Genomic DNA, 20,625 nt, shown 5'->3' with positions numbered 1-20,625 from the left:
AAAGCTTAAAAAGTACAGATTTGGAAAAAAATAAAATGCATACCATAGATATGGATTTGGTGGAGATGACGCTGGATGTCATGAAATACACTATAGACCGTATCTCCAATATTACTCCCAACATGGGAGCACCTAAAAAAGAAGAAGAATTGTTCCGGCTGGTTGGTAAAACCATTACCCCCGAAGGAATTGGAGGCGAAAATGCTTTTAAACTTTTTCGGGACGTGCTCGTTAAAGCCACCGTTCCCATAGACCATCCGCGGCATTTAGCTTTTGTCCCGGCGGCACCTACCCGGGCGGCAATTATGTTCGATTTGGTAACTTCGGCTTCCAGCATTCACGGCGCTTACTGGATGGAAGGTGCTGGCGGAATTTTTTGTGAAAACCAGGCGATGAAGTGGCTGGTTTCACTTACCGGCCTGCCCGATGGTGCTTTTGGTGTATTTACCAGTGGCGGAACTGCTGCAAACCTTTCGGCAATGGTCGCTGCCCGGGAAGAATGGCGGGCCCGGAATTCAGATAATGTCGGAGTTAAAGCTTTAATGCTTACTTCCCATGGAGCACACAGTTCCATCCAGGCAATGGCCAAGGTAATAGATGCCGATGTGGTGATGATCGATATTGAAGAGGAAAAACTCACGGGCAGGGAACTTCAAAATGCGATTGATGAACTTGAAGAGAAAGACAGAAAACGCCTCTTTTCGGTTGTGGCTACAGGCGGTACCACAAACGCCGGGATTATAGATGAGCTGGATACGATTGCAGATGTTTGCGAAAAGGAAGATGTGTGGTTTCATGTAGATTGCGCTTATGGAGGAGGAGCTCTTGCGGCAACATCTGTGCGGCATTTATTCAATGGAATTGAGCGGGCAGACAGTATTACGATCGATCCTCATAAATGGCTGTTTTCGCCTTATGATTGTGGCGCGGTGATTTACAGAAATCTGGATTTGGCCAAAAAAGCACATGCGCAGGAAGGTTCTTACCTGGAAATTTTTCAGGATGAGGGAGCACAGGGATTTAATCCGGCAGATTATCAAATTCAGCTTACCAGGAGGGTGAGGGGAATGCCATTGTGGTTTTCCCTCGCGATGCACGGCACAGACAAGTACAGGCAGGCAATAGAACGCGGAATCGAGCTTGCGCAGATAGCGGCAAAGAAGATTGAAAAACGGAAAAACCTGGAAATGGTGAGGCCAACCAGTCTTTCTGTAGTTTTATTCCGAAGAAAAAACTGGTCTCCGGAAGAATATAAAGAGTGGACGTACAGCAATCATCGTAATGGTTTTGCACTGGTGACGCCAACAAAATGGAAGAAAGAGACCGTTGCCCGCTTCTGCTTTATCAATCCCGATACTACAGAAGAAGATATCGACCAGATTTTGGATACGATGGAATAGGTTGAAGATTCAGCGTCTTTTCTGTAGAAAAATAAAGATTTACTGAAGGTGAGAACAGAGCAGGTCGATAATTGCCAATTTTCGACCTGATCTTTTTTACTGTACAGTATATTTTTGGTAGACTTATTCTATTCCAATTCTTGCATTGTCTATAATCTCTTTGGGATAGTCATAAAGATCTAAAATCTTAATCGCATTTCCGCTTTTTGGCTTTCCTGGTTTAATTTTGTAATCAAAAAGTAACTTCTCATTTTCTATGGTTTCTGAAAAATGATACAGTTCAAAATTTTGCTTCTTTAGTAAATCGGTTAATTCTAGATCATGAGTAGATACCATTACAACATGATTTTTTCTGTTTAGGTAGGATAATATCGATTTTCCTGCTGCGAGTCTTTCAGCGGTGTTAGTTCCTTTAAAAAGTTCATCAATTACAAATAAGCAAAAGTCATCCTTTTTAGATACTTCAATTAACTCTTTTATTCTTACAACTTCTTCTAAATAATAGCTTGTATTATTAATTAGATCGTCTGAAATTCTAATAGTCGAATAGATTTTAAAAAACGGAATTTCAAATTTTGAAGCAAAACAAATATTTAATGTCTGGCCCAGGATGGCATTTACACTAAACGTTCTTATAAAAGTTGTTTTACCAGACATGTTTGATCCGGTCAAAAGCAAACTTTTGTTTACTAAATTTAAATTATTGCGGGTGCAGTCTTTAATAAGTGGATGGTAAAGACCTTCTGAAAAAACTTCTTTTTTATCTACGAATGTAGGATTACAAAGATTTTTTTCGCTGTTTAGTATGGAAGCACAAGATATTGCGGAATCAATTTCACCAATAAATAAGAAGAGGCTTTTAATGTCTTCTTTTTTATTTTCCAAAGAATTCTGAAAATTGTAAAAAAGAATGGGCTCTAAATTAAATGTAATTTTTATAATTTCTGAAATGAACCAGAATAAAAGTGCATATTCATTATCCACTTTTCTCTCCCACTCAAGAAATCTTGTATTTGATAATATGGATTTCACTTTTTTTAAGAAACTCAAATCCTTATAAAAAGATCTGATTTCTTCAGATGAGCTCAAATTATTAGCGACTTTATAACTCGTTGCCAATTGCCCAACGCCGTTTAAATAATATTCAATTGAAGACTTATTTTTATAATGAAAAACAAGATTTACAAAGAAAATTGGTATTAAAAGAATAAACCACGCTGGATTAAAAAAACTTAAGATTATAGATAAAATCGCAGCTGTTGATAATGAACGATACAGCCATATTTTATTGGATTTTTTAATGTTTTTTGACCGGAATATTTCTTCTAAATAGTAAGCTTTGGCAGATGACAAACTTGAAAGTTCTAACTGGCTTTTAATTCTTAATTCCCTGTTTGAAGTAAATATTTTAGTAAGATCTGCAAAACGATTTAAGCCAGGAATATCTGTTATTGTTCGTAATTTATAATAAAGATATTGCTGACCAATTCTGGAAGTAGTTCTATCCAGAAATTTGAAAATATCATCGAAATCCAAATCGGACCAGGTATTATCAGATATTGTTTGGAAAACATCTGTGGAAATAATGTGATTTCTGAAAAACTGATTAATTAAATCGAAATTATAGTACTTCTCCTTTTTAGGCTTTCCCCAATTCTGGATTAAATTATTTCGTCTGATTTTTACTTTTCGATTTTTTAATCGGAAATCGATGAGGTACACTACAATTAAGATTAGGATAAATCCCAGGATCCAATTCATAAAAAAGAGAATATGTTTAAAGTTATAACATTTTCAGTGGAAAAGAGGTGTTAACATAGCTATTAGAAAGAAGTCAAGGTTGAAAATAGGTAATTTTCAACATTGACTTCCTGAATCCTTGTTCTGGATATGCTGTGGAAGAAGCAGATAACAATTTATCTAGCCTTCTCCGTATTTTCTGAATTTTCCGGTGATTAGTAAAGATTTTATGCCTTTAAAAAATTGAATAATCTAAGGTCGATAATTGCCCTTTTAAAGGGTGCGCTTTTTTTACTCGATCTCGTAATCAAGACGCATGGTAATGGAAGCAGTTTTCTTTTTGTCGGCAGTATTATAGGCACCGCTCCAGCTGTAATCTTCACCGCTATTTTGTCCGGTAATCTGGAAAACGCCCATATTTGCACTTTTTAGGTCTCCCAGGCTGCCGCCGCTGTTCTGCGCGATCTTTTCAGCTCTTAAACGTGCGTCTTCAGTAGCTTTAGAGATCATTTCAATCTTAAGATCAGCAATTTTTGTATAATAATATCGCGGGGGAGTAGAATTGAACTGCACGCCTTTATTAAGTAATTCAGTAATCTCACGGGAAACACCTTCTATAAGTTCTACTTCACTGGATTCAATTTTCACCAATTGGATTAGTTCATAACCTTTAAAAATGCTACCTACATAATTGCCATTTTGATACTGATTTTCCTGCTGTTCATTAGTTTGAACAGAATTAAAAACAAGATTTTCCTCATTAATGCCTTTGTCCAGAAGATATCTTCTTACCGTTTCTTTATCTTCATTCAGCTGTTCATAAGCTTCTTCCAGATCGGGATTAACACGGCTAAACTGGCCTTCCCAAACAATAAGATCTGAAGTGAAATTTTCACTACCCGAGCCGGTTACCGATATTACACCGTCCGGATTGGCGCGGCTTACATAGGCATTTCCTAAAAATACTGCAGCCACTACAATAGCGACTGAAAAAATAATAGCACTTATGTATTTCATGATTTGACATTAAGATGGTAATAAAGGTATAAAATCCAACGATTGCTATTTTATTTTTGCCTCAAATTATTACTTTTACGCATGCAAAATAACGTACTTATCCTGGACTTCGGTTCGCAATACACTCAGCTTATTGCGAGGCGCGTAAGAGAATTAAATATTTACTGCGAAATTCACCCTTTTCACAAGGTTCCTGAAGAATTATCGGGCTTTAAAGCCGTGATTCTTTCCGGAAGTCCTTTTTCTGTTAGAAACGAAGATGCTCCACATCCCGATCTTTCAAAAATAAGGGGAGTGGTTCCTATTCTTGCCGTTTGTTATGGAGCGCAGTATTTTGCACATTTTCATGGCGGCAAAGTAGAAGCTTCAGAAATAAGGGAATATGGAAGGGCAAACCTTTCAGTAATAAAGGATCACGAACCGCTTTTCGCCAATATTCGGGAAAATTCCCAGGTTTGGATGAGCCATAGCGATACTATAAAAGAATTGCCTACAAACGCGGTAAGGCTGGCCAGTACAAGCGATATTTTAAATGCGGCTTACAGGATTGAAGGGGAGCAGACGTTTGCTATTCAGTTTCATCCTGAAGTTTACCATTCCAAAGATGGAAAGCAATTATTGGAGAATTTTCTGGTAAAAATTTGTGGTGTTGAGCAATCCTGGACTCCTGGAGCTTTTGTGGATTTAACTGTTTCAGAATTAAAAGAAAAAATAGGTGATGATAAAGTAGTGCTGGGTTTGAGCGGCGGAGTCGATTCTTCTGTTGCGGCTGTTCTTCTGCACCAGGCCATAGGAAAAAACCTGTATTGTATTTTTGTAAATAACGGTCTTCTTCGGAAGGACGAATTTGAAAGTGTTCTGCATCAGTATCAAGATATGGGGCTTAATGTAAAAGGAGTTGATGCTTCGGCACGTTTCTTGGGTGCACTTGCGGGAATAAGTGATCCCGAATTAAAGCGTAAAGCTATAGGGAACACTTTTATTGAAGTGTTTGATGATGAAGCGCATGAAATCACAGATGTGACTTACCTGGCACAGGGAACTATATACCCTGATGTTATCGAGTCAATTTCGGTTAACGGGCCTTCAGTTACCATTAAATCGCATCATAATGTTGGTGGTTTACCGGACTTTATGAAGCTGAAGGTGGTGGAGCCCTTACGAATGTTATTTAAAGATGAGGTACGAAGAGTAGGAGCAGAGCTGGAAATAGATCCTGAACTTTTGGGAAGACATCCTTTCCCCGGGCCGGGACTGGCAATAAGAATTTTGGGTGATATTACTGAAGAAAAAGTTAGGATTCTTCAGGAAGTAGATCATATCTTTATACAAGGCCTGCGGGATGCAATGTTGTATGATAAAGTTTGGCAGGCAGGAGCAATTTTACTGCCGGTACAGTCTGTAGGAGTGATGGGTGATGAACGTACTTATGAGCAGGTAGTTGCGTTACGCGCTGTAGAATCTACAGATGGAATGACGGCAGACTGGGTAAATTTACCCTATGAGTTTTTACAAAAAACGTCCAATGCAATAATTAACAGGGTAAAAGGCGTTAACAGAGTAGTATATGACATTAGTTCCAAGCCACCGGCAACTATAGAATGGGAATAAATTTGCGGACAAGGGACGATTAAAGAAGATAAGATGAAGTACATTTTTGCGTTATTTTTACTGTTTCAGGTTTTTACTGCTGAAGCTGTAGCACAACAGTTTAAATATCATACTGTAACTTCAGGGGAGACTGTTAACAGTATAGCGAGATCCTACAATGTTTCCACAGAAGATATATTTAAATATAATCCTGACGCTAAAGATGGGATTGATGTTTCAGCTAAACTTGTAATTCCGCTGAATTCTTCCCAAACTGAATCGTCCCAGAGCAATGCGACCAGTTTCAGAACACATAAGGTTGCGAAAAAAGAGACACTTTATGGACTGTCACAGCAGTATAATGTAGAGATCGACCAGATTAAGCGTTACAATAAACATTTATATTCTGAAGAACTTCAGACGGGAGAAGAAATAAGAATACCTGTAATTTCTGAAGTACAAACAAATAATACCTCACCTGTCACCACCGCTCCGCAGCAGCAGCAAAATTCGGTAGTAAATCCACAGGAGACAAGAAGTACGCGTGAGCATGTGGTAATTCCGAAAGAGACAAAATACGGAATCGCACGCAAGTATGGTCTTACCGTTCAGGAACTTGAGGAAATGAATCCAACTGTAGATGTGCTGCAGCCTGGAATTATGCTGAAGGTTGGAACCAATGTTCTTGAAAATGAGCCGGTAATAATTACTGATGAAACTTTCGAATTTTATGAGGTTCAGCCTAAAGAGAACTTCTTCCGTTTAACAAGAAAATTCGGAATAGACCGCGATTCACTTATCGCGCTGAATCCTGCTTTAAAAGATGGCGTAAAGTCAGGTATGGTTTTAAAAATTCCGGCAGATCCAGAAACTGGAGAAGGTGACTTTGATATTGAAAATTTTGAAGAAGCTGCAGATCGAAGTATTGACTTAAAGAATTCCCTTACTAACCTGAGTACAAAGGAGCTTGTGGTTATGCTTCCTTACAATCTGCAGAAAATAGAAAGCGATTCTGTAGATCATTATAAAAAGGCTATTCTGGAGGACAGGGTATTGCGCATCGCCCTCGATTTCTACAGCGGAGTCTTAATGGCGGTAGAAGAAGCAAAGGAGCTGGGGATTTCTACAAATCTTAGAGTTTTTGATACAAAATATGATGCACAACGGGGTGCCCAGGAAGTGAACAATATTATTAATACAAATGACTTTAGCAATGTAGATGCCGTTATAGGTCCGCTTTTGCAGACGACTACAGAGGCAGCGGCTGAAAAGCTTTCAAGGCAATACGTACCTGTAATAAGTCCGCTTTCTAATAAGCAGATGAGGCCTTACGATAATTTATTCCAGTCGCGTCCAACAGATGAAATGCTGGCAGAGGCTATGGTGGCATACCTGGAGCGAAATTCCGATAATAAAAATGTTGTTGTAATCGCAGACGGGAAGTCTTATGAGATAAAAAGCAAGTTAAGCAATTCCCTTCCGCAGGCAAGATTCATTAGTCCCGGGAATGGATATGTTTCTGAAAGTGCGATGAATCAGGTCCTTGATGCAAATCGGGAGAACTGGGTGATTCTGGAATCAGATAATGTTGGAATTTTAAGTAGTGTAACCTCAGGACTCAACAGGCTTGCGAGAGACAAAAACATTAAGCTCTTTACTACCGCAAAAGGTGCAGGCTATGACAATGACAATGTTTCCAACAATCATCTGGGAAGGCTTAATTTTCATTACCCTTCTGTAGATAAACAGCATAATCAGGAAAATACCAGAGAATTTATAGAAGAGTATGTAGAAAAGTTTGGAATCGTACCCAACCAATATGCAGTAAGAGGCTATGACCTTACACTGGATGTTTTGCTCAGACTGGCCAGTGCCAAAGATCTTTATGACTCTTTTGCAAGATATCAGGGTTATACAGAATACTATGAAAATAAATTTCATTATATGCCCATTTCCGGAGGTGGTTTCCAGAATGACGCGGTGTATATATTGAGTGTAAATCAGGACTTAAGTTTAAGTGTAGAAAATGACTTCTAGAGTAATTTATAAAGGCAGATTAAGAACTGAAGCAGAACACCTGAAAAGTGGTTCCAAAATAATCACAGATGCCCCTGTGGACAATCACGGCAAAGGTGAAGCTTTTTCGCCGACAGATACTGTTGCAACCGCTTTAGCGTCATGTATGTTAACGGTTATGGGAATAAAGGCTGAAGACATGGAGGTAGATCTAACCGGAGCGACTGCATCGGTAACCAAGACCATGGCTGCAGAGCCTCGAAGAATATCAAAAATTGATGTGGTGATTGAATTTCAATCAGATTTCCAGCAGAAGGAGAAAAAGATCCTGGAAAATACTGCCAGAACCTGTCCTGTTTTAAATAGTCTTCATCCTGATATTGAAAAAAATATTTCCTTTTTGTATAAATGATGGGAAAGGTTCTCCTGACTTTTCTTCTTTTGTGTTCCTCTTTTCTTTTTGCACAGCGTGAAAAGGAAAAGATGGAATGGAATGAAAACCGACCTCTTACCTGGGAAGATTTTAGAGGTAAACCTTCTTTCTCCAGCGCTTATAAAGCCAGTACAAATTCCGGGATTTCCATTGGCTGGAGTTTAAGTGAAAGTGGTAATAAGGTGGTTTTAGTAGGTTATGATGTTAAAGCAAACTTTTACCCCGACATTTCCTGGAAAAAAGATAATATTGTGAAAAAGGATTTTATTCTGGCCCACGAACAGCTTCATTTTGATATTTCTGAATTGCATGCAAGAAAGTTGCGGAAAGCCCTGGCGGAATACGAGGGCGGAAGAAATGTTCAGAAAGAACTAACCGCGATCTACAGAAAATACGAACAGGAAAGATCAAACATGCAAAATGCCTTTGATGCAGAAAGTGATCACAGCCGTATAGAGCAGGAGGAGTTAAAGTGGCGGGATTTTGTACAGAAGGAGCTCGAAAAATATAATGCTTATGCTCAGTAATTTAAAATGGGGAAGGTAATTTTTCCGAATAAATCAGAAAATCAGTATAGTCGATCGGTTATTCAAATGAATGTGCAGCAGCTTCTTTTTGAGCTGCTTTAAATTCTTCAATTATCTCTCTTACAATTTCGGCGGCGGGTTTGATCTCATGAATGATGCCTGAAATTTGCCCAATTTCGAGTTCCCCTTCTTCAAGATCACCTTCAAACATTCCCTTTTTTGCACGCCCACGTCCCAACAATTCCAGCAAGTCTCCTTTGGAAGGTTTTTTCTGATAAAGGGTTTCTATTTGATTGTAGAAATTATTTTTAAGTAACCTTACTGGAGTCAGCTCCTTTAAAGTAAGCTTTGTATCACCTTCCTGAGCTTTTATTACCATTTCCTTAAAATCGGGATGGGAAGATGCTTCTGGAGAGGCTACAAATCTGCTACCTATCTGAACGCCTTCAGCACCCAGGACCATAGCGGCGAGCATTCCGCGACCGGTGGCGATCCCTCCCGCAGCAATAAGCGGAATTTCCAGTTTTTCGCTGACCATGGGGATGAGCGTGAACGTAGTGGTTTCGTCACGTCCATTGTGGCCACCTGCTTCAAAACCTTCAGCAACAACCGCATCAACTCCGGCTTCTTCAGACTTTAAAGCAAATTTTAAGCTGCTCACCACGTGAACTACTTTTATTCCTTTTTCCTGCAAATGCTTCGTCCAGACATTTGGATTTCCAGCAGATGTAAAGACAATCCGTACTTCTTCATCTACAATAATTTTCATGATTTGCTCTACATTGGGGTAGAGTAGGGGTACATTCACAGCAAAAGGTTTACTGGTGGCAGATTTACATTTTTGAATATGTTCTTTAAGGATTTCAGGATACATAGAGCCGGCACCAATTATTCCCAGTCCACCTGCGTTGCTCACTGCCGAGGCAAGTTTCCAGCCACTTGCCCAAACCATACCTGCCTGGATTAGCGGATATTTTATATTAAAAAGTTTGGTAATCCTGTTGGGCATTTTCTTCGATTTAAAAGTCAGTAGATTTAAGAAATAACACCGGAACCTAACAATTCCTCTCCGTGGTACCACGCGACAAACTGCCCTTCAGTAATAGAAGCCTGATTTTCTTCAAAGACAACATACAATCCGTTGCCGGTTTGATAAAGTGTAGCGTTTTGAAGCGGCTGGCGGTAACGGATCCTTGCTTTTACCTTTAGTTCTTCATTGTCCTGAAAAGCAAGATCTTTGCGCACCCAATGCACTTCTTCATTGTTGACGAATAAAGCTTTTCTGTAGATGCCGGGATGGTTTTTCCCCTGGCCGGTATAAATTACATTCTCCTCCACATCTGTATCGATGACAAAAAGCGGTTCCGGAGTACCGCCTACAGCCAGACCTTTACGTTGTCCCTTAGTGAAATAATGCGCACCCTGATGTTTTCCCACCACTTTACCATCGGTTGAAGCATATTTATACTTCTTAGACAGGTGCTCTAATTTGTCAATTTTCGACCTATAGTCTGCTTTGTCTTCAGCATAAAGCTCTTTTTTAGCATCAATTTCTACAATTGCACCTTCTTTTGGCTGCAATTTTTGCTGAAGAAAGTCCGGAAGTCTTACTTTTCCGATAAAACATAGTCCCTGAGAGTCTTTTTTGTCTGCTGTAACCAGATTTTGCTCCTTTGCAATCTTTCGTACTTCAGATTTTTGCAATTCCCCAATAGGAAATAGGCTTTTTGCCAATTGTTCCTGAGTTAACTGGCATAAAAAGTAAGACTGATCTTTATTGGCATCTTTCCCTGCCAATAATTGGTAAATTGGCTTTCCGTCTTTTTCAATTTCCCCTTTTCTGCAGTAATGACCGGTAGCAACATAATCTGCACCCAAAGAAAGGGCAATTTTCATAAAAACATCAAATTTGATCTCCCGGTTGCAGAGGACGTCTGGATTTGGAGTTCTTCCGCGCTCGTATTCATTGAACATATAGTCTACAATACGCTCTTTGTATTGCTCGCTTAAATCTACGGTCTGAAAAGGTATGCCGAGCTTTTCTGCCACCAGCATTGCGTCGTTACTATCATCCAGCCACGGACATTCATCTGAAATAGTAACCGAATCATCATGCCAGTTCTTCATAAACAGCCCGATTACTTCATAGCCCTGCTGTTGCAGCAAATATGCTGAAACACTTGAATCTACACCTCCGGATAAACCAACAACTACCTTTTTCATTACTATATGCTATAATTCCTATTAAAAGTCGGAAAAGAGATGGCGAAATTACGAAATAAAAAAGGGTGACAAAAGTCACCCAATTTCAGATTAAAAAATACTTTTTATTTTTTTTCAAAAACAATATTGGTGTTTTGGGTAATCAACGCGTCTGGATAGAAAGTGAACATAGAATAATCATCAGAAAATTCTACTCTGCCAGGTTGGGGTCCTAAAAGAGGAATTTTAAAGATATATTTATTGTCATCTCGACCACCGCTCCAATTACCTTCTTCACTATCCAAAGTACATTCCGTCTCCGTCTGTGTATAATATTCAGAAAAGGCTGTTCCATCACTATTGAAGGTTATCTGTGACTGTGAACTACATTCATTAACAGTAACAGGAAAATTTCCGGCGTTGTTAATTGCCACTAACCCCCATGTGCCTAGAATATCATTGTCTCCATTTCCGTTGGCGTCATCATCATTACTACAGGAGGACAAAACTGCGAGTGACATAAATAATAAGAATATCTTTTTCATACTATGAAGTTTTATTGTTAGATGTAAATATATTGTAATTATAAGAGAGCTAGAATTCTTTTTCTTCTGTTAACTTTTTATTCTGAAAGTATTTCCAGTTTCCTTTCTTTTAATCCTTCAACGATCAATCTTTGAAGATTTTACCCCCATTCCCGTTGTAATATTCTACTGGTTCATTAATTCACCATTTTCAAAATTCAGTTTCTGTAAAAGATTTCCTTCTTCGGAATAAATCAAACTCTCTCCGTGCTTTTTGTCGTTTTGATATTCCGTTTTTTCGGCTAGTTCTCCATTCTTAAAAAAGGTCTTCTGAAGACCATTCAACTGGTTGTTTTTATATTCTTCAATCATCATGGTATCTTTCGAAGTCTGGTGGAAGTACACCCATTTTCCTTCACGTTTTTTATCCACCATATTACCTTTGCTTATAGGTTCTCCTTTCTGCGTATAATAAGTCACTGTCACCGAATCTTTTCCTTCTTTAAATTTCATTATGGCAGATGGATGTTGGTCAAAACCTTTTTTGTAAAACCGAAACTCACCAATTTCCTTTCCATGATCAAAAACGCCTTCAAACTTTAGCTGTGAAGTACCTTCAAAATTAACGGCCCATTTCCCATGTCGCCTGTCTTCGGAATCGAACTGATTTATACCGTCCTGGGCAGAAAGATTTAATGCTAAAAGAAGAAAGAATAATAAAGATGTTAGTTTCATTTTTATTTCCAGTTTTCCTTTGAATAAAAAATTTACCAAAAGGATATTTATTATGCCGGTATAAAAATAAGGCGTGTTTTCAATTTAATAGAATTTTTCTGTAAGTTTTCTGGAATTATCAGACAAAATTCCAGTTGTTCAATCGGTGAATTAACAGATGAACATACAGGCATTAAAGTGGACTAAAACTGTACTGCAGTTATTTTCCAAATAATGTAATTTCAATGGTCCTATTGAAAAAGCCCGGCAATGCCGGGCTTTTTTGTTCTATCTTTTTCCTTTTTTCTGCTGTTCTTCAGCCTGCTCCATCATCTCCTGCATCTTTCTGGTAAACTTGTTTTGTTTTTTCGGCTTCTTCTTATTGGCTTCGATCTTAGCATGTATTTTTTCATCATCTATAATAACATGCTTAATTACCAACATAATCCCGATGGTAATAAGGTTGGATGTGAAATAGTACAGGGAAAGTCCGCTGGCATAGTTATTAAAGAAGAAAAGCATCAGTAAAGGTGAAAGGTACATGATAAACTTCATGTTAGGCATTCCCGGCTGTTGATTTGCCTGCATGGTTTGCCCGGTAGTCATGGTCATGTATATAAATATTGCTATAGATGCAAGTATTGGAAATAAACTTACGTGATCCCCATAAAACGGAATATTAAACGGTAGTTCTGCAATAACATCGTAACTGGAAAGGTCATCTGCCCATAAAAAGCCTTTTTGGCGCAACTGGAAAGCACTGGGGAAAAACTGGAACAGTGCATAGAAGACCGGAATCTGCATTAAGGCAGGTAAACAACCACTCATAGGACTTGCCCCCGCTTTGCTATAAAGCTTCATGGTTTCCTGTTGCTTCTTCATTGCATTGTCCTTGTACTTCTCGTTTATTTCGTTTATCTCGGGACGTAAAACCTTCATTTTTGCCTGAGATAAATAAGACTTGTAAGTAACCGGAGAAAGAACGATCCTTACGACTATGGTCATTACAATAATTGCTATCCCGTAGCTTGGTAAGAAACTGCTTAAGAAAGCAAAAAACGGAATGAAGATATATTTGTTGATCCAGCCGAAAATTCCCCATCCAAGAGGTACAATTTCATCTAAATTACGATCGTAGTCATTTAAGATTTTATAGTCTGTAGGACCGTAATACCAGTTCATGTTATAATTAAGCTCGCCGCCCTGTAGTTCCAGCGGAAGGCTTGCGGCAAAATCTCTTGTGTAAAGGGTGTCTACTTCTTCATCTTCAACAAGATTTTCTGTTCTGAAAGTTCCTCTTTCAAACGGATCATCTGTGAGGAGAATCGATGTGAAGAAGTGCTGCTTAAATGCAACGTAGCTAATATCTTCATCCTCTCCGGTCTCAACGTCGCCGGCACCCAGATAATCATCTTTGTCGCCTTCGTACTCATAAATCAAATCTGTATACCGGCTCTCGTAAGAAATACTCTTGGCATGCCGGTAACCCTTTAATTTCCAATCCAGGTTAATGTCCTGGGAACCGTTGAAAACGTCATCAAGTCCCTGCGAACGGATACTGAAATCCAACATATATTCCCCGGGCTTCAGTACATAACGATACTCGAGGAATTCATCTTCAGAAACTTTTAACTTCATCGAAAGTATCTGATTGTCGCCGTTCTGACTAACTTCAGGTTCGAAGAAAAGATTTTGAGTCTCTAATGTACGGCCATCGGTTGTGGAGAAATTGATATTAAAAGTCGCATTATCGTCCTTTATCAGGTATACGGGAATGGAGTCAAAGGTCTTATAATTTTTAAGCCTTGCTTCAGAAATATACCCTCCTTTGTTATCTATCGTTAATTCCAGTACATCATTGGATATCGTGGTGGAATTTTCAGAAGCTGATTCCAGGGTTGCAGAGTAACCAAAAGCGCCCAGTCTCTGTCGCGCTTCTGCCAAAGCTGTTGAATCCTGATCTGTTCCCAGATTATCTTCTATGGTGGCTATATTATTTGGCTGCTGGTCCGGTGTGATTTCAACCTGCTCTGTTTCCTGATTTTCTTCAAGTGCCGTTTCTTCTGTAGAGTTGTTGTACAGCATCCATAACAGGATTGCACCAATAAGTAAAAATCCTATTATAGATTGAACGTCTATTTTCTTTTCTTCCATGCTTAGTACTATAGCGAACCATCATTCAAAAAGATGGCCGTTTCTTAAAGTTATGCCAACTTGGCATTTTTATTTTTTGAGTAGTTGTAGGCTGCATTTACAAAACTTACAAATAACGGATGCGGACTGGCGACTGTACTTTTGTATTCGGGATGATATTGTACACCTACAAACCACGGATGTTCAGTAAGTTCGATTATCTCCACAAGCCCCGTTTCGGGATTAATTCCCGTTGCGGCCATCCCTGCTTTTTCCAGTTGTTCTTTATACTTGTTGTTGTATTCGTAACGATGCCGGTGCCTTTCCTTTATCTGGGTCTTGCCGTAAACCTTATTTATTATAGAACCTTCCGTTAATTTGCAATCCCAGGCTCCCAATCTCATTGTGCCACCTTTGTGAGTGATATTTTTTTGCTCTTCCATAATATCGATAACAGGATGTTTGGTCTTAGGATCCATTTCGGTGGAATTTGCATTTTTTAGCTGAAGCACGTTACGGGCAAATTCAATAACCGCCATCTGCATTCCCAGGCAAATACCCAGAAACGGCAAGTTATTCTCGCGGGCAAAACGTACCGCATCAATTTTACCTTCAATACCTCTTTCTCCAAATCCGGGAGCGACAAGAATACCGTCCAGGTGCGATATTTTATGCTGAATAGTATTCTCATTAATAAATTCTGAATGAATACTTTCAATTTTCACCATCACCTCGTTTTCTGCACCTGCGTGGATAAACGCTTCCAGTATGGATTTGTATGAATCCTGTAGTTCTACATACTTCCCAATAAGGCCAATCCTCACTTCTGCTTTTGGATTTTTATGTCTTTTCAAAAATTCATTCCATCGTTCCAGATTAGGAGTTTTATCATCTGGAAGGGAAAGCTTTTTAAGTGTTACGGTATCAAGCCCTTCCTTGAGCATCATGTTAGGGACATCGTAAATGGTATCTGCATCAATGGATTGGATAACAGCCTCCTGGCGAACATTGCAAAAAATTGCCAATTTTCGTCTTATGTCATCAGAAAGTTCATGTTCTGTACGGCATACAAGTATATCTGCTTTTATTCCGCTTTCCATTAATGTTTTAACGCTATGCTGTGTAGGTTTTGTTTTAAGTTCACCTGCTGCAGATAGGTAAGGCACAAGTGTAAGATGGATAACAAGAGCATTGTCATCCCCCAGTTCCCACTTGAGTTGTCTTACCGCCTCAATGTAAGGCAGCGATTCTATATCTCCTACGGTACCGCCAATTTCGGTGATTACAATATCAAAATCTCCATTTTTACCAAGGATCTGGATACGTTCCTTAATTTCATTTGTAATATGTGGGACGACCTGTACGGTTTTTCCGAGAAATTCCCCCCGGCGCTCTTTTTCAATTACGCTTTGGTATATTCTTCCCGTAGTAACATTGTTTGCCTGAGAAGTATTTACATTGAGGAACCGCTCATAATGTCCAAGATCGAGATCTGTTTCGGCACCATCTTCAGTCACATAACATTCGCCGTGTTCGTAAGGATTTAATGTTCCGGGATCCACATTTATGTAAGGATCTAATTTCTGAATTGTGGTTTTAAAGCCACGCGCCTGTAAAAGTTTTGCCAGAGAAGCTGCAATTATCCCCTTTCCTAAGGAAGAAGATACGCCGCCGGTAACAAAAATATACTTGGTTTCGGCCATGTTAAGAGTGTTTGTTGCGTCTTTAATTCAGGGCGCTAAATTACAAATAAGAATAGAAAAACCGGACAATATCAGAAGCTAATATTTTGGAGTTTTTTAAGAAAATCAAGCGTCAGAAAATGAAGTGCTACTTTGGGTAATTTTTTCTGATGTTTCGCAGGATACCTTCCATTCCGTTTACCTTAAGTTCATAAACCTGTTGCATTTGCGCACCAAGTTTTCCTTCGGGAAATCCTTTTTGCTTGTACCAGACCATATAGTATTCGGGAATATCGGAAAGAAAGTAATCTTTGTACTTTCCAAAATACATTTTTGCATGTGCCAGTTCAATAAGCGCTTTATGGTCTGGTTTTAATTCCATTTTGGAATATCTTAATCCGGTATAGATCGAAAATTGCCATTTTTGGAATATGGCTTTAAATAGGAGGAGAGGAGTTTAAATTTTTCCTTATTAAGTGGTTTTACCACATATTCTACGACCCATGGATAATCAATGGCCTTCTGTTGGTCCAGTTCGCTGGTACTTGAAGTGAGAATAATAGTTTTGTGTGCTACTCCTTTCCTGCGCATCTCTTCGAGAAATTCCCAGCCTGTCATTTCAGGCATGTTGAGATCGAGAAAGATCAAAGCATTCTTTTTTTCCTGTTCTACTATTGCAAAGGCTTCTAGGGGATTGGTAAAATCCTGTATATTTTCTTTATAACCTTCAACTTCAAGTAATTTTTTGGTAATAAAGTTTGCAATAGGTTGATCGTCTATGAGGTATATAGGGCTCATGATTTTTCAGCTTTTAACTTAACGAGTTCCTGGGAAGCCATTTCTATAACTTCTTTTAAAACAAGATCCATTTCTTCTACAGAAGTGGCTAATTTAGGAATTAATTCTGTGCGACAGGTTTCATCATCCAAAACTTCAAAAAGCTGGATGATACCCTGAATCCTGGAAAGAGGTTCTCTTACATTATGTGCGTTTAGTGCGGAAATATGAAGAAGCTTTTTATTTTTTTCGATAATTTCCCTCGTCCGCAGCTCAATTGTCTGTTTCTGATTTTCTACTATCTCCTTAATTTGAATATTCTGGTGCTTAATAGTATCGTAAGCTTCAGATAGCGAATTATTTTTCCTGGCTAGCTGAGTTTTAAGGAATATCTCCTGGAATTTTGCTTCAAGACAATCTGTTACCAGCTTTAAAATTTCTACATCGGCATAAGCAAATGGTTTATTTTCATCAGAAATAAGAGAAATTAAAGCTTTTCTTTCATTTTTCTTAAATGACCATGCCCATAATTCCGGATTTATAAGATCGCCGGTTGTAATTTTTCCGTCGAAAAGTTGCAAAGGGATCTTCGCAGTCTTTAAAGGAATGCCACTGGTAAAAAGATCTTCTTCGTAAGGAAGGAGCGAATCCTTTTCAGTTATGGTATGCGTGATTTCATTTCTGAATAATGAAAAAGTTAAAAAATGATCATCCTGATCGAAGACCATCTTGACGAGGTGAAAATTGAGTAGATATTTTAAGTGCTTCCTGGTATCTTCCAGAACATCCTGAAGGCTTCCACAGCGGTTAATTCCATTGGCAAATTTGGAATACGCTTCATAAATAATGCGGTATTGCTGGTAGGAATTGTTGCTAATGGAAGCCATTTAATTACTAAATATTATTCTGTGGTTTCCAGTAATTCATTGTCAATTTTAATACCCGAAACGTCTGCTATAGTGTTAAGCATATTCACAAGGTCGGCCTGCGCCATAAGCTCCTGTATTTCTCTTTTTGAGAAACCGGCATTTTGCAATTCTTCAAAATCTGCATCAGATATCTGGTCGTGGTTTAGGGCAGCTTTTGTGACAACATTTACTGCTGTGCGGAAACTTGCAGGCATTGTGGGGGAATCCAGATTCTCTGTAGCTTTAAAATTTTCATCTTCAGAGATCATAGAACTCATGCTATCTGCAAATACTCCATGGGCATGGGAGCAGTAGTGGCAACCTCTTTTCTTGGAAACATTATATATAATGAGTTGCTTAAGTACGTTTGGCACTTCCCCTTCCATCAGCGTATTCTTCAGTTTGCTCCAGTTGCCTTTTAAGAGGGTGACATTGTCTCCCTGGCATTTAAACCAGTTTAGAACAAAAGGAAGTTGAAGCGTCTTTTTCGTGTCGTCGTAAATTTCTTTTACTTCAGGGGAAGCTTCTTCATAGGATACCATAGGATATCTCTCGGTAATTGCGGAATTGTGTGTGTCCATAATAAGTAGGTTAAAATAAAACCACTTTTTCTTCCGGGCAGGAAATTAAAAGCGCACGGCAAGATATAAAAAAATAAAAATCTATGAGTAAAATATATTCAATTCTGTTTAACTATGGGCTTTCCATGGCTTTTGAAGACCGCTTTGAGGTGGTGCGTTTTAAAGCGTTTATGTTTTAGTTAAAGTATTGATAATTGCCAAAAGAAGTTATGCTCCTTTCGTAGTTTTAAATAATTTAGATCATTTTACTAATAAGGCAAAACTCCAATTGTATGGCTATTATAGGTTCCATTATTAAAAATCTCATAGATTTAAGAGATACACTGGTGTCGGATCCTGATGCAGAGAAGGCGCAGCACGGCGAACTGGAAAAATTGCTGAGGAAAGCTAAGGATACTTCTTTTGGTAGACATTACGATTTTCAAGGCATTCTGGAGTCCGATAATATTGAAAAAACCTTTGCTGAAAAGGTGCCGTATTTTGATTATAATAAAATTAATAATGAGTGGTGGAGTAAGATGCATGAAGGGAAAGAAGATGTGACGTGGCCGGGAAAACCACCCTATTTTGCTCTTAGTTCCGGAACAACCGGAAAAACCAGTAAACGGATTCCTGTAACCGAGGACATGGTGGAGGCCATTAGAAAGGCAGGGATTAAGCAGGTGAGTGCGTTAAGCCATTTTGACCTTCCTTCAGATTTCTTCGAAAAAGATATTATGATGCTGGGAAGTTCTACAGATCTGCATGACGAAGGTGATCACCAGGAAGGGGAGATTAGCGGAATTAGCGCAAGTAATATTCCGTCCTGGTTTCAGGGCTATTACAAGCCAGGCAAAGAAATTGCCAAAATTGATGAGTGGGATGACCGGGTGCAGAAAATTGCCGAAAATGCCAAAAACTGGGACGTGGGAGCGATTAGCGGAATTCCTTCGTGGACAGAATTAATGATGAAGAAGATAATTGAGCATCATAAGGTAGATAATATCCACGACATCTGGCCAAACCTCCAGGTTTATGCATCGGGGGGAGTTGCTTTTGAACCTTATGAGAAGAGCTTTAATGCGCTCCTTGCCCATCCTTTAAAAGTAATAGATACTTATCTTGCTTCTGAAGGATTTCTTGCAATTCAGGAAAGACCAGATTCTCATTCTATGAAACTTATTCTGGACAACGGAATTTATTTCGAATTTGTTCCTTTTAAACCGGAATTTATAAATGAAGATGGTTCTATAAAAGATGAAGCTCCGGTAATTTCCCTTTCTGAAGTTGAGGAGGAGCAGGATTACGTCTTGCTTATAAGTACCGTTTCCGGCGCATGGCGATATCTAATCGGTGATACAGTCAAATTTACTGATGTTGAAAAACATGAAATTAGAATTACCGGTAGAACCAAATTTTTCCTGAACGTGGTAGGATCTCAGCTTTCAGTAAATAAAATGAATGATGCCATTCAGGCACTGGAAGATAAGTTCGACATCAAGATACCTGAATATACTATTGCTGCCGTAAGAATAGACGGGGAGTTCTATCATTCCTGGTATCTGGGAACAGATTCAGATATCGAGGAGGAGAAACTAGCACAGGCTTTGGATGAGGAGCTTAAAGAAGCCAACAAAAATTATAAGGTAGCCCGTTCCAAATCCCTTAAAGGAGTGAAGGTCACTACTATTCCACCAGGACTATTTCCCGAATGGAGTGGTGCGAATAAAAAGAAAGGCGGTCAGGTCAAAATGGAAAAAGTAATGAAGGAAGATAAATTTGCCGAGTGGGAGGCTTTCGTTAAAAAGCAACTGGAAGGCTAATTCAGCTCTTCTACCAGTTCCATAATTTCTTCCTGTGAAAGATAAAGGCTTTTAATTCTGTTCTTATACTTTTCTGAAAGGTGAGCATGATTAAGAATAAAGTCCTTGGTCGCGATGATGTATTCTCCTAATCCGTGATTTACCGCATAAGTGTCAGCAGCTCGCTCAGCTTCACGTATATAACGTTTCGAAAGAACGTATTTTGTACCAAACCATAACATATTTACCGCACTACGGTTTTTGTAATCCATAATATGTCCCAGCTCATGTCCAATCCAACCAATTAATACGTCTGAAGGCACGTTAGTAACATCAAACTCCTGCCCTTCAATATTAAAACGTTCGCTTATCATTATAAAATAAGAGCGTTTGCCCTTCCTCTTTAAAAAATCCCCGATCTTCGGCTGTGCCTGCATGAAGGACTTTTTGATATTCTTTTTAAAACGAAATTCTATTGGGGTATCTTTAAGTTCCGGATAATGGGAAAGAGCAACATAAGCTTCTCTCCATATAACCTCGGGCACAATTTTATTACTAAATTTAAGGCTATCCTTTTGTTTCATATTTTGGCTATAGGCG

Annotated in this window: 19 protein-coding genes; 6 read left to right on the top strand and 13 right to left on the bottom strand. The window is 38.8% G+C overall.

Annotated features, from left to right (window positions below):
- Positions 1-35: 35 nt before the first annotated feature.
- Entirely contained in the window at positions 36-1,400 is a 1,365-nt protein-coding gene (locus RM545_RS01085; RefSeq protein WP_311493446.1) for a pyridoxal phosphate-dependent decarboxylase family protein, read from the top strand.
- 123 nt (positions 1,401-1,523) lie between these two features.
- Here the strand turns inward: RM545_RS01085 and RM545_RS01080 are convergent, their stop codons facing one another.
- The gene (locus RM545_RS01080) at positions 1,524-2,936 is read right to left on the bottom strand and encodes a MutS-related protein (protein WP_311493414.1); all 1,413 of its coding nucleotides are present in this window, start codon (positions 2,934-2,936) and stop codon (positions 1,524-1,526) included.
- Positions 2,937-3,431: 495 nt separating this feature from the next.
- Positions 3,432-4,157 carry an SIMPL domain-containing protein gene (locus tag RM545_RS01075; protein WP_311493413.1) on the bottom strand — a complete coding sequence of 242 codons (726 nt, stop codon included), beginning with the start codon at positions 4,155-4,157 and terminating at the stop codon, positions 3,432-3,434.
- 81 nt (positions 4,158-4,238) lie between these two features.
- Here RM545_RS01075 and guaA point away from each other — a divergent pair, with 81 nt between their 5' ends.
- From guaA to RM545_RS01055, 4 genes are all read left to right on the top strand, one after another.
- Positions 4,239-5,768, top strand: a complete 1,530-nt coding sequence (gene guaA / locus RM545_RS01070) for a glutamine-hydrolyzing GMP synthase (protein ID WP_311493412.1) — start codon at positions 4,239-4,241, stop codon at positions 5,766-5,768.
- Positions 5,769-5,801: 33 nt separating this feature from the next.
- Positions 5,802-7,784 (top strand): LysM peptidoglycan-binding domain-containing protein, encoded by a 1,983-nt coding sequence (locus RM545_RS01065; protein WP_311493411.1) that lies wholly within the window; start codon positions 5,802-5,804, stop codon positions 7,782-7,784.
- Entirely contained in the window at positions 7,774-8,175 is a 402-nt protein-coding gene (locus RM545_RS01060) for an OsmC family protein (protein WP_311493410.1), read from the top strand. The genes RM545_RS01065 and RM545_RS01060 overlap by 11 nt, the downstream gene beginning before the upstream one ends.
- Before the next feature lie 71 nt (positions 8,176-8,246).
- Positions 8,247-8,723, top strand: coding sequence for a DUF922 domain-containing protein (locus tag RM545_RS01055; RefSeq protein WP_311493409.1), 477 nt, complete (start codon positions 8,247-8,249; stop codon positions 8,721-8,723).
- Positions 8,724-8,781: 58 nt separating this feature from the next.
- Here RM545_RS01055 and RM545_RS01050 read toward each other — a convergent pair whose 3' ends face one another.
- The 10 genes from RM545_RS01050 to RM545_RS01005 all read right to left on the bottom strand — a co-directional run bounded on the left by RM545_RS01050 (position 8,782) and on the right by RM545_RS01005 (position 18,244).
- Positions 8,782-9,732: an NAD(P)H-dependent flavin oxidoreductase gene (locus RM545_RS01050; protein WP_311493408.1), complete on the bottom strand. Its 951-nt coding sequence runs from the start codon at positions 9,730-9,732 to the stop codon at positions 8,782-8,784.
- A 26-nt stretch (positions 9,733-9,758) separates the two neighbouring features.
- Positions 9,759-10,946: a tRNA 2-thiouridine(34) synthase MnmA gene (mnmA, locus tag RM545_RS01045; RefSeq protein ID WP_311493407.1), complete on the bottom strand. Its 1,188-nt coding sequence runs from the start codon at positions 10,944-10,946 to the stop codon at positions 9,759-9,761.
- Positions 10,947-11,050: 104 nt separating this feature from the next.
- On the bottom strand, positions 11,051-11,470 hold the full coding sequence (locus RM545_RS01040; RefSeq protein ID WP_311493406.1) for a lipocalin-like domain-containing protein: 420 nt from the start codon (positions 11,468-11,470) through the stop codon (positions 11,051-11,053).
- 165 nt (positions 11,471-11,635) lie between these two features.
- Positions 11,636-12,184 carry a toxin-antitoxin system YwqK family antitoxin gene (locus RM545_RS01035; protein ID WP_311493405.1) on the bottom strand — a complete coding sequence of 183 codons (549 nt, stop codon included), beginning with the start codon at positions 12,182-12,184 and terminating at the stop codon, positions 11,636-11,638.
- Positions 12,185-12,451: 267 nt separating this feature from the next.
- On the bottom strand, positions 12,452-14,317 hold the full coding sequence (gene yidC / locus RM545_RS01030) for a membrane protein insertase YidC (RefSeq protein ID WP_311493404.1): 1,866 nt from the start codon (positions 14,315-14,317) through the stop codon (positions 12,452-12,454).
- A 50-nt stretch (positions 14,318-14,367) separates the two neighbouring features.
- On the bottom strand, positions 14,368-15,999 hold the full coding sequence (pyrG, locus tag RM545_RS01025) for a CTP synthase (protein ID WP_311493403.1): 1,632 nt from the start codon (positions 15,997-15,999) through the stop codon (positions 14,368-14,370).
- A 127-nt stretch (positions 16,000-16,126) separates the two neighbouring features.
- Entirely contained in the window at positions 16,127-16,360 is a 234-nt protein-coding gene (locus RM545_RS01020) for a DUF3820 family protein (RefSeq protein ID WP_311493402.1), read from the bottom strand.
- A gap of 11 nt (positions 16,361-16,371) precedes the next feature.
- Positions 16,372-16,776 (bottom strand): response regulator, encoded by a 405-nt coding sequence (locus RM545_RS01015; RefSeq protein WP_311493401.1) that lies wholly within the window; start codon positions 16,774-16,776, stop codon positions 16,372-16,374.
- Positions 16,773-17,642: a histidine kinase gene (locus RM545_RS01010; RefSeq protein WP_311493400.1), complete on the bottom strand. Its 870-nt coding sequence runs from the start codon at positions 17,640-17,642 to the stop codon at positions 16,773-16,775. Before RM545_RS01010 ends, RM545_RS01015 begins: the two co-directional genes overlap by 4 nt.
- Before the next feature lie 14 nt (positions 17,643-17,656).
- A complete protein-coding gene (locus RM545_RS01005; protein ID WP_311493399.1) occupies positions 17,657-18,244 on the bottom strand; it encodes a carboxymuconolactone decarboxylase family protein in 588 nt (195 codons plus the stop codon).
- A 272-nt stretch (positions 18,245-18,516) separates the two neighbouring features.
- Here RM545_RS01005 and RM545_RS01000 point away from each other — a divergent pair, with 272 nt between their 5' ends.
- Complete coding sequence (locus RM545_RS01000) at positions 18,517-20,046, top strand: GH3 family acyl-acid amido synthetase (RefSeq protein WP_311493398.1); 1,530 nt, start codon at positions 18,517-18,519, stop codon at positions 20,044-20,046.
- Here RM545_RS01000 and RM545_RS00995 read toward each other — a convergent pair.
- The gene (locus RM545_RS00995; protein WP_311493397.1) at positions 20,043-20,609 is read right to left on the bottom strand and encodes a hypothetical protein; all 567 of its coding nucleotides are present in this window, start codon (positions 20,607-20,609) and stop codon (positions 20,043-20,045) included. The two genes, RM545_RS01000 and RM545_RS00995, sit on opposite strands and share 4 nt — an antisense overlap.
- Positions 20,610-20,625 lie beyond the last annotated feature (16 nt).

Origin of the sequence: Autumnicola lenta (genome assembly GCF_031846515.1) — a bacterium.
GTDB classification, from domain to species: Bacteria; Bacteroidota; Bacteroidia; order Flavobacteriales; family Flavobacteriaceae; genus Autumnicola; species Autumnicola lenta.
This window is presented reverse-complemented; position numbering and strand designations above follow the sequence as displayed.

What these genes read in the sequence shown, in the direction of transcription:
- RM545_RS01000 (WP_311493398.1), top strand. Translation starts at nt 18,517, where the DNA reads ATGGCTATTATAGGTTCCATTATTAAAAATCTCATAGATTTAAGAGAT.
- guaA (WP_311493412.1), top strand. Translation starts at nt 4,239, where the DNA reads ATGCAAAATAACGTACTTATCCTGGACTTCGGTTCGCAATACACTCAG.
- RM545_RS01040 (WP_311493406.1), bottom strand. Translation starts at nt 11,470, where the DNA reads ATGAAAAAGATATTCTTATTATTTATGTCACTCGCAGTTTTGTCCTCC.
- RM545_RS01020 (WP_311493402.1), bottom strand. Translation starts at nt 16,360, where the DNA reads ATGGAATTAAAACCAGACCATAAAGCGCTTATTGAACTGGCACATGCA.
- mnmA (WP_311493407.1), bottom strand. Translation starts at nt 10,946, where the DNA reads ATGAAAAAGGTAGTTGTTGGTTTATCCGGAGGTGTAGATTCAAGTGTT.
- RM545_RS01085 (WP_311493446.1), top strand. Translation starts at nt 36, where the DNA reads ATGCATACCATAGATATGGATTTGGTGGAGATGACGCTGGATGTCATG.
- RM545_RS01010 (WP_311493400.1), bottom strand. Translation starts at nt 17,642, where the DNA reads ATGGCTTCCATTAGCAACAATTCCTACCAGCAATACCGCATTATTTAT.
- pyrG (WP_311493403.1), bottom strand. Translation starts at nt 15,999, where the DNA reads ATGGCCGAAACCAAGTATATTTTTGTTACCGGCGGCGTATCTTCTTCC.
- RM545_RS01050 (WP_311493408.1), bottom strand. Translation starts at nt 9,732, where the DNA reads ATGCCCAACAGGATTACCAAACTTTTTAATATAAAATATCCGCTAATC.
- yidC (WP_311493404.1), bottom strand. Translation starts at nt 14,317, where the DNA reads ATGGAAGAAAAGAAAATAGACGTTCAATCTATAATAGGATTTTTACTT.
- RM545_RS01015 (WP_311493401.1), bottom strand. Translation starts at nt 16,776, where the DNA reads ATGAGCCCTATATACCTCATAGACGATCAACCTATTGCAAACTTTATT.
- RM545_RS01055 (WP_311493409.1), top strand. Translation starts at nt 8,247, where the DNA reads ATGGAATGGAATGAAAACCGACCTCTTACCTGGGAAGATTTTAGAGGT.
- RM545_RS01065 (WP_311493411.1), top strand. Translation starts at nt 5,802, where the DNA reads ATGAAGTACATTTTTGCGTTATTTTTACTGTTTCAGGTTTTTACTGCT.
- RM545_RS01005 (WP_311493399.1), bottom strand. Translation starts at nt 18,244, where the DNA reads ATGGACACACACAATTCCGCAATTACCGAGAGATATCCTATGGTATCC.
- RM545_RS01060 (WP_311493410.1), top strand. Translation starts at nt 7,774, where the DNA reads ATGACTTCTAGAGTAATTTATAAAGGCAGATTAAGAACTGAAGCAGAA.
- RM545_RS00995 (WP_311493397.1), bottom strand. Translation starts at nt 20,609, where the DNA reads ATGAAACAAAAGGATAGCCTTAAATTTAGTAATAAAATTGTGCCCGAG.
- RM545_RS01075 (WP_311493413.1), bottom strand. Translation starts at nt 4,157, where the DNA reads ATGAAATACATAAGTGCTATTATTTTTTCAGTCGCTATTGTAGTGGCT.
- RM545_RS01035 (WP_311493405.1), bottom strand. Translation starts at nt 12,184, where the DNA reads ATGAAACTAACATCTTTATTATTCTTTCTTCTTTTAGCATTAAATCTT.